This is a genomic window from Paenarthrobacter nitroguajacolicus (assembly GCF_031455195.1).
Taxonomy (GTDB): domain Bacteria; phylum Actinomycetota; class Actinomycetes; order Actinomycetales; family Micrococcaceae; genus Arthrobacter; species Arthrobacter nitroguajacolicus_D.
Genome location: NZ_JAVDSH010000003.1, coordinates 270,668 through 287,574, shown reverse-complemented (window position 1 = coordinate 287,574; position 16,907 = coordinate 270,668). Strand labels below are relative to the sequence as shown.

7 protein-coding genes are annotated in these 16,907 nt (G+C 61.9%); all 7 read left to right on the top strand.

Annotated elements, in window-relative coordinates:
* Positions 1 to 149: 149 nt before the first annotated feature.
* The 7 genes from rpoB (at position 150) to J2Y68_RS08695 (ending at position 16,879) form a co-directional block, all read left to right on the top strand.
* Positions 150 to 3,656, top strand: a complete 3,507-nt coding sequence (rpoB, locus tag J2Y68_RS08725) for a DNA-directed RNA polymerase subunit beta (RefSeq protein WP_144648597.1) — start codon at positions 150 to 152, stop codon at positions 3,654 to 3,656.
* 105 nt (positions 3,657 to 3,761) lie between these two features.
* Positions 3,762 to 7,661 (top strand): DNA-directed RNA polymerase subunit beta', encoded by a 3,900-nt coding sequence (locus tag J2Y68_RS08720; protein WP_309992221.1) that lies wholly within the window; start codon positions 3,762 to 3,764, stop codon positions 7,659 to 7,661.
* A 414-nt stretch (positions 7,662 to 8,075) separates the two neighbouring features.
* On the top strand, positions 8,076 to 8,450 hold the full coding sequence (gene rpsL / locus J2Y68_RS08715; RefSeq protein WP_009358312.1) for a 30S ribosomal protein S12: 375 nt from the start codon (positions 8,076 to 8,078) through the stop codon (positions 8,448 to 8,450).
* 1 nt (position 8,451) lies between these two features.
* The gene (gene rpsG / locus J2Y68_RS08710; RefSeq protein WP_003803829.1) at positions 8,452 to 8,922 is read left to right on the top strand and encodes a 30S ribosomal protein S7; all 471 of its coding nucleotides are present in this window, start codon (positions 8,452 to 8,454) and stop codon (positions 8,920 to 8,922) included.
* Positions 8,923 to 8,991: 69 nt separating this feature from the next.
* A complete protein-coding gene (gene fusA, locus J2Y68_RS08705) occupies positions 8,992 to 11,106 on the top strand; it encodes an elongation factor G (protein WP_309992218.1) in 2,115 nt (704 codons plus the stop codon).
* Positions 11,107 to 11,337: 231 nt separating this feature from the next.
* Positions 11,338 to 12,528 carry an elongation factor Tu gene (gene tuf, locus J2Y68_RS08700; protein ID WP_167263535.1) on the top strand — a complete coding sequence of 397 codons (1,191 nt, stop codon included), beginning with the start codon at positions 11,338 to 11,340 and terminating at the stop codon, positions 12,526 to 12,528.
* A gap of 154 nt (positions 12,529 to 12,682) precedes the next feature.
* A complete protein-coding gene (locus J2Y68_RS08695; protein WP_309992213.1) occupies positions 12,683 to 16,879 on the top strand; it encodes a hypothetical protein in 4,197 nt (1,398 codons plus the stop codon).
* The last annotated feature ends 28 nt before the right edge of the window (positions 16,880 to 16,907 follow it).

Here is a 16,907-nt window from a genome sequence, read left to right as displayed (position 1 = left end):
ATTGACGTGCCGTTCCTTAACGTGCACTGCCTTGGGCAGGCTGGGTCCGGATCATATAGCGGAACCGGAACAAGTATCCTGCGGAGCACTCTGCGGGATGCAAACGGGGGAGATCTGAAAACGCCTGAAGGTCTGTGGAAGGATCCCTCTTGGTCGCCTCGAGCACCTCTAATAACGAAACCGCTAACACGGCAAGCACCGATGGTGCCACCCGCCGCCTCTCATTCGCAAAGATTCACGAACCCCTTGATGTTCCGAATCTTCTCGCCCTGCAGACGGACAGCTTTGACTGGCTCGTCGGAAACGAACGCTGGCAGGCGCGGGTAGCGAAGGCTGTCGAGGAGGGCGACCTCAGCGTCGCCACCACCTCCGGACTTGCCGACATCTTCGAAGAGATCTCCCCCATCGAGGACTTCCAGGGCACCATGTCCCTGAGCTTCTCCGAGCCGGAGTTCGCTGACCCGAAGTACACCATGGCCGAATGTAAGGACCGTGACGCCACCTATTCGGCCCCGCTGTACGTCAAGGCCGAGTTCATGAACAACAACACGGGCGAAATCAAGCAGCAGACCGTGTTCATGGGCGACTTCCCCCTCATGACTGAGAAGGGAACGTTCGTCGTCAACGGCACCGAGCGTGTCGTCGTCTCCCAGCTGGTCCGTTCGCCGGGCGCCTACTTTGAGCGCACTGCAGACAAGACCAGTGACAAGGACATCTTCACCGCGAAGATCATCCCGTCCCGTGGTGCATGGTTCGAACTCGAAATCGACAAGCGCGACCAGGTCGGCGTACGCCTTGACCGTAAGCGCAAGCAGTCGGTAACTGTTCTCCTGAAGGCACTCGGCTGGACCGAAGGCCAGATCCTGGAAGAGTTCGGCCAGTACGACTCCATGCGTGCAACGCTGGAGAAGGACGCCACCGAAACCCGCGAAGACGCCCTTCTGGATATCTACCGCAAGCTGCGCCCGGGCGAGCCGCCCACAGTCGAGGCTGCCCAGTCCCTGCTGGACAACCTGTACTTCAACGCCAAGCGCTACGATTTGGCCAAGGTTGGCCGCTACAAGATCAACCGCAAGCTCGGCATCGACCGCTCCCTTGGCGACAAGGAAGCTTCGGTCCTGCACGTTGAAGACATCGTTGCCATGATCAAGTTCCTCGTTGCGCTCCACGCCGGCGAGAAGACCCTCATGGGCAAGCGCGATGGTGAAGACCACGAGCTCCGCGTCGACATCGACGACATCGACCACTTCGGCAACCGTCGCATCCGCGCCGTCGGCGAACTGATCGAGAACCAGGTCCGCACCGGCCTGTCCCGCATGGAGCGCGTCGTTCGCGAACGCATGACCACGCAGGACGTCGAAGCCATTACGCCGCAGACGCTGATCAACATCCGTCCCGTTGTGGCAGCCATCAAGGAGTTCTTCGGAACGTCCCAGCTGTCACAGTTCATGGACCAGAACAACCCGCTTTCGGGTTTGACCCACAAGCGCCGCCTGTCGGCTCTTGGCCCGGGTGGTCTGTCCCGTGACCGCGCAGGCATGGAAGTCCGAGACGTTCACCCGTCCCACTACGGACGTATGTGCCCCATCGAAACCCCTGAAGGCCCGAACATTGGTCTGATCGGTTCGTTGGCCTCCTACGGCCGCATCAACCCGTTCGGCTTCATCGAGACGCCGTACCGTTTGGTGTCCGAAGGTGTCGTTTCCGACGAGGTCCAGTACCTGACCGCCGACGATGAAGCAGAGGTCCTGATCGCACAGGCCAACGCTCCGTTGGACGCTGACAAGAAGTTCTCCGAAGAGACCGTCCTTGTCCGTGCCCGTGGTGGTGGAGGCGAGCCCGTTCTGGTTCCCGCTGCAGACGTTCAGTTCATGGACGTTTCCCCGCGCCAGATGGTGTCCGTGGCAACCGCCCTGATCCCGTTCCTCGAGCATGACGATGCAAACCGCGCACTCATGGGTGCCAACATGCAGCGCCAGGCCGTGCCGCTGGTCCGTTCCGAGGCTCCCTTCGTGGGCACCGGCATGGAGCGCGCAGCAGCCGTCGACGCCGGTGACGTTGTCATCGCGAAGAAGGCAGGTGTGGTCACCGAGGTTTCCGCCGAGCTCGTTGTCATGATCAACGACGACGGTACCGAGACGAACTACCGGATCAACAAGTTCGCCCGTTCCAACCAGGGCAACTGCTACAACCACCGCGTCCTGGTCAACGAAGGCCAGCGCCTGGAAGTTGGCGGCATCATCGCTGACGGTCCCGCAACGGACCAGGGTGAGCTTGCCCTCGGTAAGAACCTGCTCGTGGCATTCATGTCATGGGAAGGCCACAACTTCGAGGACGCCATCATCCTGTCCCAGCGCATTGTTGCTGAGGATGTTCTTTCCTCCATCCACATCGAGGAGCACGAAATTGATGCCCGCGACACCAAGCTTGGTGCCGAGGAAATCACCCGTGACATCCCCAACGTGTCCGAGGAAGTCCTGGCAGGCCTGGACGAGCGCGGCATCATCCACATCGGTGCCGAGGTTGAAGCCGGCGACATCCTGGTAGGTAAGGTCACCCCCAAGGGTGAAACCGAACTGACCCCGGAAGAGCGCCTCCTCCGCGCCATCTTCGGTGAGAAGTCCCGCGAAGTCCGTGACACCTCCCTGAAGGTTCCCCACGGCGAGTCCGGTACGGTCATCGGCGTGCGCGTCTTCGACCGCGACAACGACGACGAACTGCCCCCGGGCGTGAACCAGCTGGTCCGCGTCTACGTTGCAGCCAAGCGTAAGATCACCGACGGCGACAAGCTCGCCGGCCGTCACGGCAACAAGGGTGTTATCTCCAAGATCCTCCCGATCGAGGACATGCCCTTCCTTGCAGACGGTACCCCGGTGGACATCGTCCTGAACCCGCTTGGTGTTCCGGGCCGAATGAACGTTGGCCAGGTCCTGGAAACCCACCTCGGTTGGGTAGCCAAGACCGGTTGGAAGATCGAAGGCGAGCCGGAATGGGTCAAGAACCTGCCGAACCTGCCCCGTGAAACCGGCCAGACCACCGTTGCCACCCCGGTGTTCGATGGCGCCCGTGAAGAAGAAATCACTGGCCTGCTCGACTCCACCAACGTGACCCGCGACGGCGACCGCCTGATCGACTCCTCCGGCAAGACCCGTCTGTTCGACGGCCGCTCCGGCGAGCCGTTCCCGGACCCGATCTCCGTCGGTTACATGTACATCCTGAAGCTCCACCACCTGGTGGACGACAAGATCCACGCGCGCTCCACCGGCCCGTACTCCATGATCACGCAGCAGCCGCTGGGTGGTAAGGCTCAGTTCGGTGGCCAGCGCTTCGGTGAAATGGAAGTGTGGGCGCTCGAAGCTTACGGTGCCGCCTACACGCTTCAGGAACTCCTCACGATCAAGTCGGATGACATCCACGGTCGTGTGAAGGTCTACGAAGCCATCGTCAAGGGCGAGAACATCCCTGAGCCTGGCGTTCCCGAGTCCTTCAAGGTCTTGATCAAGGAAATGCAGTCGTTGTGCCTGAACGTGGAAGTTCTTTCCACGGACGGAACCACGATCGAAATGCGTGACTCTGATGACGCAGTCTTCACGGCTGCGGAAGAACTGGGCATCGATCTGTCTCGTGCAGAGCCCAGTTCCGTAGAAGAGGTTTAGCAGCTGTTCCGGCGGGACAGTTCATCAGGACTGCCCGCCGGAACATCTCCCTCTTCCCGTAACCAAGACTTCAGAATTTAGAGAACAAGAGAGAACAGGGACCATATGTCCAGCGAATCCTCCTTCGGCCTCATGCAGATCGGCCTCGCCACCGCGGAAGACATCCGCGGATGGTCTTACGGTGAGGTCAAGAAGCCGGAAACCATCAACTACCGCACCCTCAAGCCTGAGAAGGACGGACTCTTCTGCGAGAAGATCTTCGGACCGTCCCGCGACTGGGAATGCTACTGCGGTAAGTACAAGCGCGTCCGCTTCAAGGGCATCATCTGCGAGCGTTGTGGCGTTGAAGTCACCCGCGCCAAGGTGCGCCGTGAGCGCATGGGCCACATCGAACTGGCTGCGCCGGTAACCCACATCTGGTACTTCAAGGGCGTTCCCTCGCGCTTGGGCTACCTTTTGGACCTGGCACCGAAGGACCTTGAGAAGGTCATCTACTTCGCTGCCTACATGATCACGAGCGTTGACACGGAAAGCCGTCACGCCGAACTGCCGAACCTCCAGGTTGAGCATGACCTCGAGAAGAAGCAGATGGTGGACAACCGCGACAGCGACATCGCCACGATCGCCCGCGACCTTGAGGACGAGCTTGCCCGTCTTGAAGGCGAAGGCGCCAAGGCTGCCGACAAGAAGAAGGCCCGCGACTCTGCTGACCGCCAGATGGCGAACGTCCGCAAGCGTGCCGACGCCGACATCGAGCGCCTCGAGCAGGTCTGGGACCGCTTCAAGAACCTTAAGGTCGCCGACCTCGAAGGTGATGAAGGCCTTTACCGCGAACTGCGCGACCGTTACGGCCTGTACTTCGAAGGCTCCATGGGTGCCGAGGCAATCAAGAAGCGCCTTGAGACCTTCGACATGCAGGCTGAGGCTGAGTCACTGCGCGACACCATCCAGAACGGCAAGGGCCAGCGCAAGACGCGTGCCCTGAAGCGCCTGAAGGTTGTCAACGCGTTCCTGACCACCAACAACAGCCCGCTCGGCATGGTTCTCGACGCCGTCCCGGTGATCCCGCCGGAACTGCGCCCGATGGTCCAGTTGGACGGTGGCCGCTTTGCGACCTCCGACCTCAACGACCTCTACCGTCGTGTGATCAACCGCAACAACCGACTCAAGCGCCTGCTTGACCTCGGTGCTCCGGAGATCATCGTCAACAACGAGAAGCGCATGCTTCAGGAAGCTGTTGACAGCCTCTTCGACAACGGTCGTCGCGGCCGTCCGGTAACGGGTCCGGGCAACCGTCCGCTGAAGTCCCTGAGCGACATGCTCAAGGGCAAGCAGGGCCGTTTCCGCCAGAACCTCCTCGGCAAGCGCGTTGACTACTCCGGCCGTTCGGTCATCGTCGTCGGCCCGCAGCTGAAGCTGCACCAGTGTGGTCTGCCCAAGCAGATGGCCCTGGAGCTCTTCAAGCCGTTCGTGATGAAGCGCCTGGTTGACCTCAACCACGCCCAGAACATCAAGTCCGCGAAGCGCATGGTGGAGCGTTACCGTCCGCAGGTCTGGGACGTGCTCGAAGAAATCATCACCGAACACCCGGTGCTGCTCAACCGTGCACCTACCCTGCACCGCCTCGGTATCCAGGCGTTCGAACCGCAGCTTGTTGAAGGCAAGGCCATCCAGCTTCACCCGCTGGTTTGTGGCGCGTTCAACGCTGACTTCGACGGCGACCAGATGGCAGTCCACCTGCCGCTGAGCCCCGAAGCCCAGGCTGAAGCCCGCATCCTGATGCTGTCCTCGAACAACATCCTGAAGCCTTCCGACGGTCGTCCGGTGACCCTGCCTTCGCAGGATATGATCATCGGCCTGTACCACCTGACCACCAAGCGCGTCGGTTCTGCCGGTGAGGGCCGCATCTTCTCCTCGGTTTCTGAAGCGATCATGGCGTACGACGCCCGTGACCTGCACCTGAACTCCCAGGTCAAGATCCGCCTTGACGACTTCGTGCCGTACGCCGGTTGGGAAGCTCCGGAAGGTTGGGAGCCCGGTCAGCCGGCTCTCGTTGAAACCTCCCTGGGCCAGGTCATCTTCAACCAGACCCTGCCTGAGGATTACCCGTGGGTTGAGGCTGTTGCCGACAAGGGCGAACTGTCCCGAATCGTCAACGACCTCGCTGAGCGCTACCCGAAGGTTGTTACGGCGGCAACGCTGGATAACCTGAAGGACGCCGGTTTCTACTGGGCCACCCGTTCGGGTGTCACGGTTGCCATCTCCGACATCGAGGTACCGACTTCCAAGCCTGCCATCCTGGCCGGTTACGAGGCCATGGCTGCCAAGATCCAGGGCCAGTACGACAAGGGCCTGATCGACGACGACGAGCGTCGCCAGGAACTGATTGAGATCTGGAACAAGGCAACCAACGAGATCGCCCAGGCGATGCGCGACAGCCTGTCCCCGATGAACACCATCAACCGCATGGTGTCCTCCGGTGCACGTGGTAACTGGATGCAGGTCCGCCAGATCGCGGGTATCCGTGGTCTTGTGGCCAACCCTAAGGGTGAGATCATCCCGCGTCCGATCAAGTCCTCCTACCGCGAGGGCCTGTCGGTGCTGGAATACTTCATCGCCACGCACGGTGCCCGTAAGGGTCTGGCCGATACCGCTCTCCGTACCGCCAACTCGGGTTACTTGACCCGTCGTCTGGTGGACGTTTCGCAGGACGTCATTGTCCGCGAAGAGGACTGCGGTACCGAGCGCGGCCTGGTCACTCCGATCGCCGTGCCGGACGCCAACGGTGAGCTCGTCATGGACGAGAACGTCGAGAACAGCGCCTACGCACGTACGTTGGCTGTCGACGTCGTCGATGCCCAGGGCAATGTCCTGGCTGCCGGCGGCACCGACTGTGGTGACGTTGTCATTGACCAGCTGCTTGCTGCAGGCATCACCGAGGTCAAGGTCCGCTCCGTACTCACCTGTGAGTCCAAGGTCGGTACCTGTGCACTTTGCTACGGCCGTTCGTTGGCTACGGGCAAGACCGTGGACATCGGCGAGGCCGTGGGCATCATCGCCGCACAGTCCATCGGTGAGCCGGGTACCCAGCTGACCATGCGTACGTTCCACACCGGTGGTGCTGTTTCCGCCGGTGGTGGCGACGACATCACCCAGGGTCTGCCCCGTATCCAGGAGCTCTTCGAAGCCCGTACTCCGAAGGGTGTCGCACCGATTGCTGAAGCAGCCGGCCGCATCACCATCGAAGAGTCCGAGCGCCAGATGCGCCTGGTCATCACTCCGGACGATGGTTCCGAAGAGATTGCCTACCCGGTGCTGCGCCGTTCACGTCTCCTCATCGAGGATGGCGAGCACGTCAGCGTCGGCCAGAAGCTGATCAACGGTCCTGTGGACCCGAAGCAGGTTCTGCGCATCATGGGTCCGCGTGCTGCACAGAAGTTCCTTGTGGACGAAGTACAGGGCGTTTACCGCAGCCAGGGTATTGGTATCCACGACAAGCACGTCGAGGTTATCGTCCGCCAGATGCTGCGCCGCGTGACCGTCATCGAATCCGGCGACTCCGACCTGCTCCCCGGTGAGCTTGCAGAGCGCGCCCGCTTCGAGGACGAGAACCGCCGCGTCGTGTCCGAGGGCAAGGCACCGGCTTCCGGTCGTCCGGAACTCATGGGTATCACCAAGGCCTCCTTGGCTACCGAGTCCTGGCTGTCGGCTGCTTCCTTCCAGGAAACCACCCGCGTCCTGACGCAGGCGGCCATGGAAGGCAAGAGCGATCCTCTGCTCGGCCTCAAGGAAAACGTCATCATCGGTAAGCTCATCCCGGCTGGTACGGGCCTGCCCCGCTACACAGAGGTCACTGTGGAGCCGACGGAAGAAGCAAAGGCAAGCCTGTTCACGGGCCCCAGCGCTTTCACCGACTTCTCCTATGACGCCCTGGGTGGCGACGGCGCTCCCGAGTTCCACGCCATCCCGTTGGATGACTACGATCTCGGCAACGACTTCCGCTAAACACGGTTGTTAGCGCTTTGACGGTCGGGTCCCGCACTTTCGAGTGCGGGGCCTGACCCGTTTAACGCGCCTTCCGCCGGGGTGACCCGGGGGCGTGGAGGACGACGGCGGCAGCCCGCTTCCGCCGTCGTCCTCCATACACCCGATTAAGGTGCGAGATCAAGCCGTGCTAGACTTTTGGTAATTGTTCTGTGTGGCAGTGGATGAAGGCCGCCGCAGCATCATTTTGGTTTTGTTCTCATGGTGCTGGGTGGAGCCTGTTTCCGGGTTGCGGGCAACATGCGCAACGAATGCCGCACTTTTGCACGCCTACCGGAGTTTCGGCCGGCTGCACGAGCAACGCCAAAGTTCCCACGTTTACACCGGCTGGCGCCGATGTGTGGGGGCAGAGATCAAACAACGGAGAACACGAAAGTGCCTACGATTAACCAGCTGGTCCGCAAGGGCCGCACGCCGAAGGTCTCCAAGACCAAGGCTCCCGCGCTGAAGGGCAGCCCGATGCGCCGCGGTGTTTGCACCCGCGTTTACACCACCACCCCCAAGAAGCCGAACTCGGCTCTTCGTAAGGTGGCACGTGTGCGCCTCAACGGTGGCGTTGAAGTTACCGCCTACATCCCCGGTGTTGGCCACAACCTCCAGGAGCACTCCATCGTGCTCGTCCGTGGTGGTCGTGTGAAGGACCTTCCGGGTGTCCGCTACAAGATCGTCCGCGGCGCACTCGACACCCAGGGTGTCAAGAACCGCAAGCAGGCCCGCAGCCGTTACGGCGCAAAGATGGAGAAGAAGTAATATGCCTCGCAAGGGTCCGGCCCCGAAGCGGCCGCTAGTTTCCGATCCCGTTTACGGCTCCCCGTTGGTCACGCAGCTGATCAACAAGGTTCTGGTTGACGGCAAGAAGTCCACCGCAGAGCGCATCGTTTACGGCGCACTCGAAGGTGCACGTGCCAAGTCCGGCGGCGACCCCGTTGCCGCCCTCAAGAAGGCCATGGACAACGTCAAGCCTTCCCTCGAGGTGCGTTCACGCCGTGTTGGTGGCGCCACCTACCAGGTTCCGGTTGAGGTCAAGCCGGGCCGCTCCACCGCCCTCGCTCTGCGTTGGCTCGTGGGCTACTCCAAGGCCCGCCGGGAGAAGACCATGACCGAGCGCCTCCAGAACGAAATCCTGGATGCCTCCAACGGTCTCGGTGCCGCTGTCAAGCGTCGCGAAGACACCCACAAGATGGCCGAGTCGAACAAGGCCTTCGCACACTACCGCTGGTAAAACTTCCCGAACGCCGCCGGCTCCACCGAGCCGGCGGCGGACGTGTAGTCCATCCGAAAGGGAGACCCCGTGGCACAGGACGTGCTTACCGACCTTAACAAGGTCCGCAATATCGGCATCATGGCCCACATCGATGCCGGCAAGACCACCACTACCGAGCGCATCCTGTTCTACACGGGTGTGAACCACAAGATCGGCGAGACGCACGATGGCGCCTCGACGACTGACTGGATGGAACAGGAAAAGGAACGCGGCATCACCATCACGTCTGCCGCCGTGACTTGCTTCTGGAACCAGAACCAGATCAACATCATCGACACCCCGGGCCACGTGGACTTCACGGTCGAGGTTGAGCGCTCCCTGCGTGTCCTCGACGGTGCAGTTGCAGTGTTCGACGGCAAGGAAGGCGTGGAGCCGCAGTCCGAGACTGTTTGGCGCCAGGCTGACAAGTACAACGTTCCGCGTATCTGCTTCGTCAACAAGATGGACAAGCTGGGCGCAGACTTCTACTTCACCGTAGACACCATCATCTCCCGCCTTGGTGCCAAGCCGCTGGTTATGCAGCTGCCCATCGGCGCCGAGAACGACTTCATCGGTGTGGTTGATCTCCTCGAAATGCGCGCCCTGGTTTGGCCTGGCGACGCTAAGGGTGACGTCACCATGGGTGCTTCCTACGAAGTGCAGGAAATCCCGGCGGACCTCCAGGCCAAGGCCGAAGAGTACCGTGCACAGCTCGTTGAGACTGTGGCCGAGGCTTCCGAAGAGCTCATGGAGAAGTACCTCGAAGGTGAAGAACTCACCCTTGAGGAACTCAAAGCCGGCATCCGCAAGATGACCATCAACTCTGAGCTCTACCCGGTCTTCTGTGGTTCTGCCTTCAAGAACCGCGGCGTTCAGCCGATGCTGGATGCTGTTGTCGACTACCTGCCGAACCCGCTCGACGTCCCGCCGATGATCGGTCACGATCCCCGCGACGAAGAGAAGGAACTGACCCGCAAGCCGTCTGCAGACGAGCCGTTCTCGGCCCTCGCCTTCAAGATTGCTGCGCACCCGTTCTTCGGCCAGCTGACCTTCGTCCGCGTGTACTCCGGTCACGTTGAGGCCGGCGCCCAGGTGGTTAACTCCACCAAGGGCAAGAAGGAACGTATCGGCAAGCTGTTCCAGATGCACGCCAACAAGGAAATGCCTGTCGAGGGCGCTACTGCCGGCCACATCTACGCAGCCATCGGTCTGAAGGACACCACCACGGGCGACACCCTGTGCGATGCCAACAACCAGATCGTCCTCGAGTCCATGAGCTTCCCGGAGCCCGTGATCTCGGTTGCCATCGAGCCCAACACCAAGGGTGACCAGGAGAAGCTCTCCACGGCCATCCAGAAGCTCTCCGCTGAGGACCCGACCTTCCAGGTCTCCCTCAACGAAGACACGGGCCAGACCATCATCGCCGGCATGGGCGAACTCCACCTGGATATCCTGGTGGACCGCATGCGCCGCGAGTTCAAGGTCGAGGCAAACGTTGGCAAGCCGCAGGTTGCTTACCGCGAAACCATCAAGCGCGCCGTCGAGCGCCTTGACTACACGCACAAGAAGCAGACCGGTGGTTCGGGTCAGTTCGCTAAGATCCAGATCGCGATCGAGCCCATGGACACCGCTTCAGGCGAGCTGTACGCGTTCGAGAACAAGGTCACTGGTGGCCGCGTTCCGCGCGAGTACATCCCGTCGGTTGACGCCGGTATCCAGGATGCACTGAACGACGGCGTCCTGGCCGGTTACCCGGTTGTTGGCATCAAGGCCACGCTGATTGACGGCGCGTCCCACGATGTTGACTCCTCGGAAATGGCGTTCAAGATCGCCGGACGTATGGCTTTCAAGGAAGCTGCACGCAAGGCGAACCCTGTTCTGCTCGAACCGCTGATGGATGTTGAGGTCCGCACACCTGAGGAATACATGGGTGATGTTATTGGTGACCTGAACGCCCGCCGTGGCCAGATGCAGTCCATGGAGGACGCAGCAGGTGTGAAGGTTATCCGTGCACACGTTCCGCTGTCCGGCATGTTCGGCTACATCGGCGACCTCCGGTCCAAGACCCAGGGTCGTGCTGTGTACTCCATGACGTTCAACAGCTACGCGGAGGTCCCGAAGGCAGTAGCCGACGAGATCATCCAGAAAACCCGCGGCGAGTAATCTCCCGGTAACGGATGCAATTCCGGTCCCGGGAAGGCATCTAAGCGTCTGAGGCGGGGCTGCGGCGGAAGCTGCAGCCCGGCCCCTGCGCAAACAGGCTCTAGGAACTAAGATTGGTTCCTGAATCTGCAATTTCACCAAAACCAAGCCCCCAAGTAGACTTGCTAAAGTTTCTGCCGCGAAAAGCGCGGCCGAGGAGCACTTCACTTGAAATCGTTCTAGGAGGAACCTGTGGCAAAGGCAAAGTTCGAGCGGACTAAGCCGCACGTCAACATCGGCACCATTGGTCACGTTGACCACGGTAAGACGACGCTGACTGCCGCCATTTCCAAGGTGCTGTACGACCAGTACCCGGATCTCAACGAGCAGCGCGACTTCGCGTCGATCGACTCCGCTCCGGAAGAGCGCCAGCGCGGTATTACCATCAACATCTCCCATGTGGAGTACCAGACCGAGAAGCGCCACTACGCACACGTAGACGCCCCCGGTCACGCTGACTACATCAAGAACATGATCACCGGTGCTGCCCAGATGGACGGCGCAATCCTCGTGGTTGCCGCAACCGATGGTCCGATGGCTCAGACCCGTGAGCACGTTCTGCTCGCCCGCCAGGTTGGTGTTCCCTACCTGCTGGTCGCACTGAACAAGTCCGACATGGTTGATGACGAAGAACTCCTCGACCTCGTCGAAATGGAAGTTCGTGAGCTCCTGAGCTCGCAGGGCTTCGATGGCGATGAGGCTCCGGTTGTTCGCGTTTCCGGTCTCAAGGCTCTGGAAGGCGACCCGGTTTGGGTCAAGTCCGTCCAGGACCTGATGGCAGCTGTCGACGAGTCCGTTCCGGACCCCGTACGTGACCGCGACAAGCCGTTCCTGATGCCGATCGAAGACGTCTTCACGATCACCGGTCGTGGCACCGTTGTAACGGGCCGCGCCGAGCGTGGAACCCTCGCCATCAACTCCGAGGTCGAGATCGTCGGCATCCGCCCGGTCCAGAAGACCACGGTTACCGGTATCGAGATGTTCCACAAGCAGCTCGACGAAGCATGGGCCGGCGAGAACTGTGGCCTCCTGCTCCGCGGTCTCAAGCGCGACGATGTCGAGCGTGGCCAGGTTGTCGTCAAGCCGGGTTCCATCACCCCGCACACCGACTTCGAGGCTAACGTCTACATCCTGTCCAAGGACGAAGGCGGACGTCACAACCCGTTCTACTCCAACTACCGCCCGCAGTTCTACTTCCGCACCACGGACGTGACCGGCGTTATCACCCTGCCGGAAGGCACGGAAATGGTTATGCCTGGCGACAACACTGAGATGACCGTTGCGCTCATCCAGCCGATCGCTATGGAAGAGGGCCTCGGCTTCGCTATCCGCGAAGGCGGCCGCACCGTTGGTTCGGGACGTGTCACCAGCATCATCAAGTAGTTCCTACTTGTAGATCAGTGACGTTCCGGCCCAGCCGGTAGTTACGCACAAGAAGAGCCCCACCGCTTCGGCGGTGGGGCTCTTCTTTGCTATAGTTTCTCTATCGACTGGATAAACGCGGCAGGTTTGAGGCCGACAGATCTAAGGACCTTCCATGAATGGACTGCTCGTTTTGCTGCTCCTGGTCATCACCGGGGCGATTGCTTATGCCCTGGGACTTAGGAAGGGGAGCAAGAGCCGGCCGCCCTATCCAACCAGCAATATCTCCGCCGGACCGGACCCGGCAGGCGGATCGAACGCCTACCGGGCGGGCTACCTGGCCGGGCACGTGGCGGGCTGGCGCGACGCCGAAGCCCGGCGGGACCCTGTGGCAGAGACGACCAGGCAGGTACCGGACCTCCACATTGGAGCTTCGTTTCCGAATGCCACCCCAGCGGCGACGATGCCTCTGCAGCCGCCGACTTCCGTCACACGCCCGTATTCCGTGGTTCCGCCCACGCCCCCGCAGCAGGCGCCCTACCAGCCTGCTCCCCGGCAGGCAGCGCCCCACCCGCCAGCGCCCCGGCAGCCCATGGTGGCCAGCGTCCAACAGCCCCCTGTCCCTCGGGAGACGCCGGAAGCTGCCGCAGCCCGCAAGGAGAAGCGGGACCAGCAAAACATCAACATCACGCTCTACGTCGCGAGTCTTTTGCTGGTAGCTGCGGGCGCCTTGTTTGTGGGTACGAGCCTGCCTGAACTTTTCCGCTTTATGGGCATCTGGTTCATTACGGCTTTGTTCTACATCGCCGGACTCATCATCCACGCCAAGGTTCCCCGGCTCCGTCCGGCCGCTGTAGCTTTCGTCGGAACGGGTCTGGCACTTATCCCGGTGACGGGCCTGGCCATGTACAACTTCGCCCTTCACGATGGTCCTGCCGCTTGGTTGGTGACGTCGTTGTTGGGGATCGCGATCTACTCTTATACCGCCGTTCGGCTGGACAACAAGGTCCTCGCATTTCTTTCCCTCAGCTTTGTGGTCTCCACGGCATGGTCAGGGGTTTCCATCCTCGGAGGTGCCCTGGTGTGGTACTTCATCGCGATGATCGGCGTGGCCGTACTGCTGACCCTGGGTGCGTTGTTGCGTCCGCGTTGGATACCGCCTCTCTATATCCGTCCGCTGATGATGCTGCATCCTTTTGTCGTCCCTGCGGTTGCCATAGCTGTGACGTTGACTCCGGCTCTTCTGTCCCGTGGCGAGTATGCACTGGTTATGGCGGTTTGTGGCACCTACTTCACGGTTATGGCCTTTGTCCCTGGCGGACTTTTCCGGCTCCAGCACGTCTATGCTGCCCGGCTCGCCTTCACATTGGCGCTGCTGGGAGTTGTGTGGGATCTGTCCGCGGACGTAAGCCTGGTGATGTTCGCCGCCATCGTTTGCCTCGGCGTGCAGTCGCTGGGAGTCGCGTTCGCGGGGGAGAGGGTTGCCCCGCGGTACTGGTGGAACGACGCCGTGTCGTGCCTGGGCTTGCAACTGGTGACGGCGGCGGCCCTGACAGTGGTCCTGGGGATCGGTCAGTTCGATCTTCCCCCTTACCTGCCGCTGTTTGTCACGATGCTGACAGCCATGGTGGTGGGGTGGAAGGCAGGCGGCCGTGTGGAGTTCGCGCCGGGGGTAGTCCTGGCTGTGGCTCTTCCGTTCATGGGGGTGCTCGGCGCGTGGCCCCTCTCAGGGCTCCTGCTATCTGCCGGGCTGTACTGGTTCCTCCGGGGGGCCATCCAGCCGGGTGCGCTTCGTCAGCACTTGGTTCTTGCTGGACGTATCGCCCTGACGCTGAGTGCGCCAGCAGTGGCGGCCGGCATCTTTGAAGAGAGCGCCAACCGGGTTGCTGCCTCTGTGCTGGCTTTCATCGGTGCCGCCGTCCTCCAGCAAGTAGCCAACGCACTCCTGATGGGAGGGGGAGTCCGGCTCCTGGCACCGTGGGCCTCGATCGCAGCGTTCGGCGGTTCCGGGATGGCTGGGCTACTGATCCTGCCGGTAGTCGATCACGTTGCAGGCAGGCCTGCCGTGGTTACGGCTGTCTATTTGGTCCTGCTGGCAGGCGTCGCCTCTGGATACTTGCTCTTCCGCCGGGACGCTGAAGGTGACGGCCCGTGGCGACCCGCTTTGTGGGAGTTCCTTGCCCCGACTGCGGTCCTCGTATCTGGGGTGGTGGGCGCGGTGTCGGTTTCCCTCGCCCTGGGCAACGTGGTCCTCCTGGTCGGGATCGGATATATCTGCTTGACTGCTCTGAGGCTCGTCCCGTCCTTGCATCGTCAGTGCTACTGGTGGCTGGGTCGGGCATCGGCTACCTTACTGGCCGCATCAGCAATCTACGATGCCACTCGCGACAGCGGAGGCTTGCAGGTAGCGGGGGAGGTTCCGTCGGTCGCGGTCGTCGTCGTCGCCATGTGCGCACTTCAGCTTGTCCTCCCGCTGCTGCCGGGCATGCGCCGACGGTACCCGCAAGCTTCCATGGTTGATGCAGGGGTCGTCCTGACGGTCATGGCTGCCGCCACCTCGCTCCTGACACTCGCAGGCAGCGTGGGACTCCTTCTAAAGCATGGGTGGCAGCCAGGCTTTACCACGACGGCCACAGCCCTGGCCGCTGTTGCCTGCGGAATGGTGCTTCGCCGCCATTCCGCCGCCTGGATCTTCGCCCCGGTTTCCCTGGTGCTGCTCCTGGCACTTCGGATGCAGAGTATCCGTGATGTCGAAATCCTGTTGGGAATCTTCGCGGCTTACAGCGGATACATGGTGTCTGTTGTCCGTGAGCGTCGTGTCCGTGGGGGATACCTGTTGGGTGTCCGTGTCCTTGCGACCGCGTTCGTGGGCGTTCTCGCGGCTGATATCACGGACTCTGCCACGACCGTGTCCTTGGTGATCGCGCTGGCCCTTGTGGTCCAGCACGTAGCTGGGTTGGCCGTGCGGAGCCGGGGTACCGATGTCGCCTTCCAGCAGGTAACAGTATGGGCCACCTTGGGCGTTCAGCTCGCCCTCCCGGTGGGCTACCTGCTGATGCGGAATTTCGACGGCGGCGGCCGGTGGGTGGTGCTCGTCGAGTTGGCGCTGGTCCTGGCTTGCGCCCCGATTGCCCGGCGTTACCTCAAGGTGCATGGCTCAGAGTACTTCGTCATTGCTGCCGCTGGCCTCGGCGTGGTCCTCGCTGGCCCGGCCGCCAACTTTCCCACCGCCACGTGGTTGCACCAGCCGCTCCTGGATAAGTACCAGGTACCCATGGTGCTTCTTGCGCTGTCCACTGCGAGCACTGTGGCGCGGTGCATCGTCAGGTCCCGAGGCTCCGGCGCCGATACCCGTGCGCAGGGCAGCGATCGATGGTTCTGGCTGTCCTCCGCATTGGGCTTCGTCGTCGTCGGCGGCCTGTTCTCGACCGGCGTCTCGCTGACCCTCACCGGGCTGTCGATGCTGGTCCTGGCATTGGCGCTCTTCGCAGCCTCCCACATCGAGAAGGTCCCCGCCCTCTACGCTGTAGCGGCGCCGGCCGTGCTCATGGGCTCCATAGCCGCCGTCGATGGTTTGCTGGATGGACTGCCCTTGGGTGTCTGGGCCGCATTCATGCCGTGGCTTCTGGGCGGGGTGGGCGCGTCTGTACTCCTGTACTCCGCGAAGGCGCTCGGGGGCCGGGATATTGGTGGCGTACTTTGGCGGCGTAACGCGTTGGCGGGTACCGCCGTCGTCGGTTTGGTTTCCTCCGCTGCGGTGGGCCTGCTACGGGACGGGACCGCCCTGGTTGGAGCGGCCCTCATCATCGCAGCGGGCCTGCTGGCGGTTGTCGAGATTCCCTACAGCAAATGGGTGGCCGCTGAGCTCGCGGGGGTGCTCTCGTTGGCTGCTTTCCAGCGCGCGCTGCTGTTTGTGGACAATTCCCGGCCCGACTGGTTCTGGGCGATCCAGTGGTACGTCATTGCGTTGGCTGTTCTAGCAGGACTGCGCTACCTCAGGGGGCAACGGAGCGATGGACTGCTCCGGCTCTGCGTGGCAGCAGGTGCCCTGTCGCTGACATCCCTGGGAACGATCTTCGGCGGCACTCCGGCGCAGCAACTCTATGTGCTCGTGGCACATGTGGTTGTTCTTGCGGCTGGCCTGCTGCTGGCCGAAAGGATCATTGTGTGGTGGGGTGCAGCCGGGGTTGCGCTCAGCATCATGTGGGCGCTGCGTTCTTACGCCTTCGCCATGTTGGCCCTCGTTGCGCTGGGGCTGATTGTGCTGGCGGTCTGGCGGCTGAACAAGCGACCCCATGCTGGTGCGGCAGCGGAGCGCCCGGACAGCAATCCGGATGACGTCCCGTCGCAGGCCAAGGACGGGATCCGATAATGTTGCAGTCTACGGAGAGGAGCCGTGC

What these genes read in the sequence shown, in the direction of transcription:
- J2Y68_RS08720 (WP_309992221.1), top strand. Translation starts at nt 3,762, where the DNA reads ATGTCCAGCGAATCCTCCTTCGGCCTCATGCAGATCGGCCTCGCCACC.
- rpsG (WP_003803829.1), top strand. Translation starts at nt 8,452, where the DNA reads ATGCCTCGCAAGGGTCCGGCCCCGAAGCGGCCGCTAGTTTCCGATCCC.
- J2Y68_RS08695 (WP_309992213.1), top strand. Translation starts at nt 12,683, where the DNA reads ATGAATGGACTGCTCGTTTTGCTGCTCCTGGTCATCACCGGGGCGATT.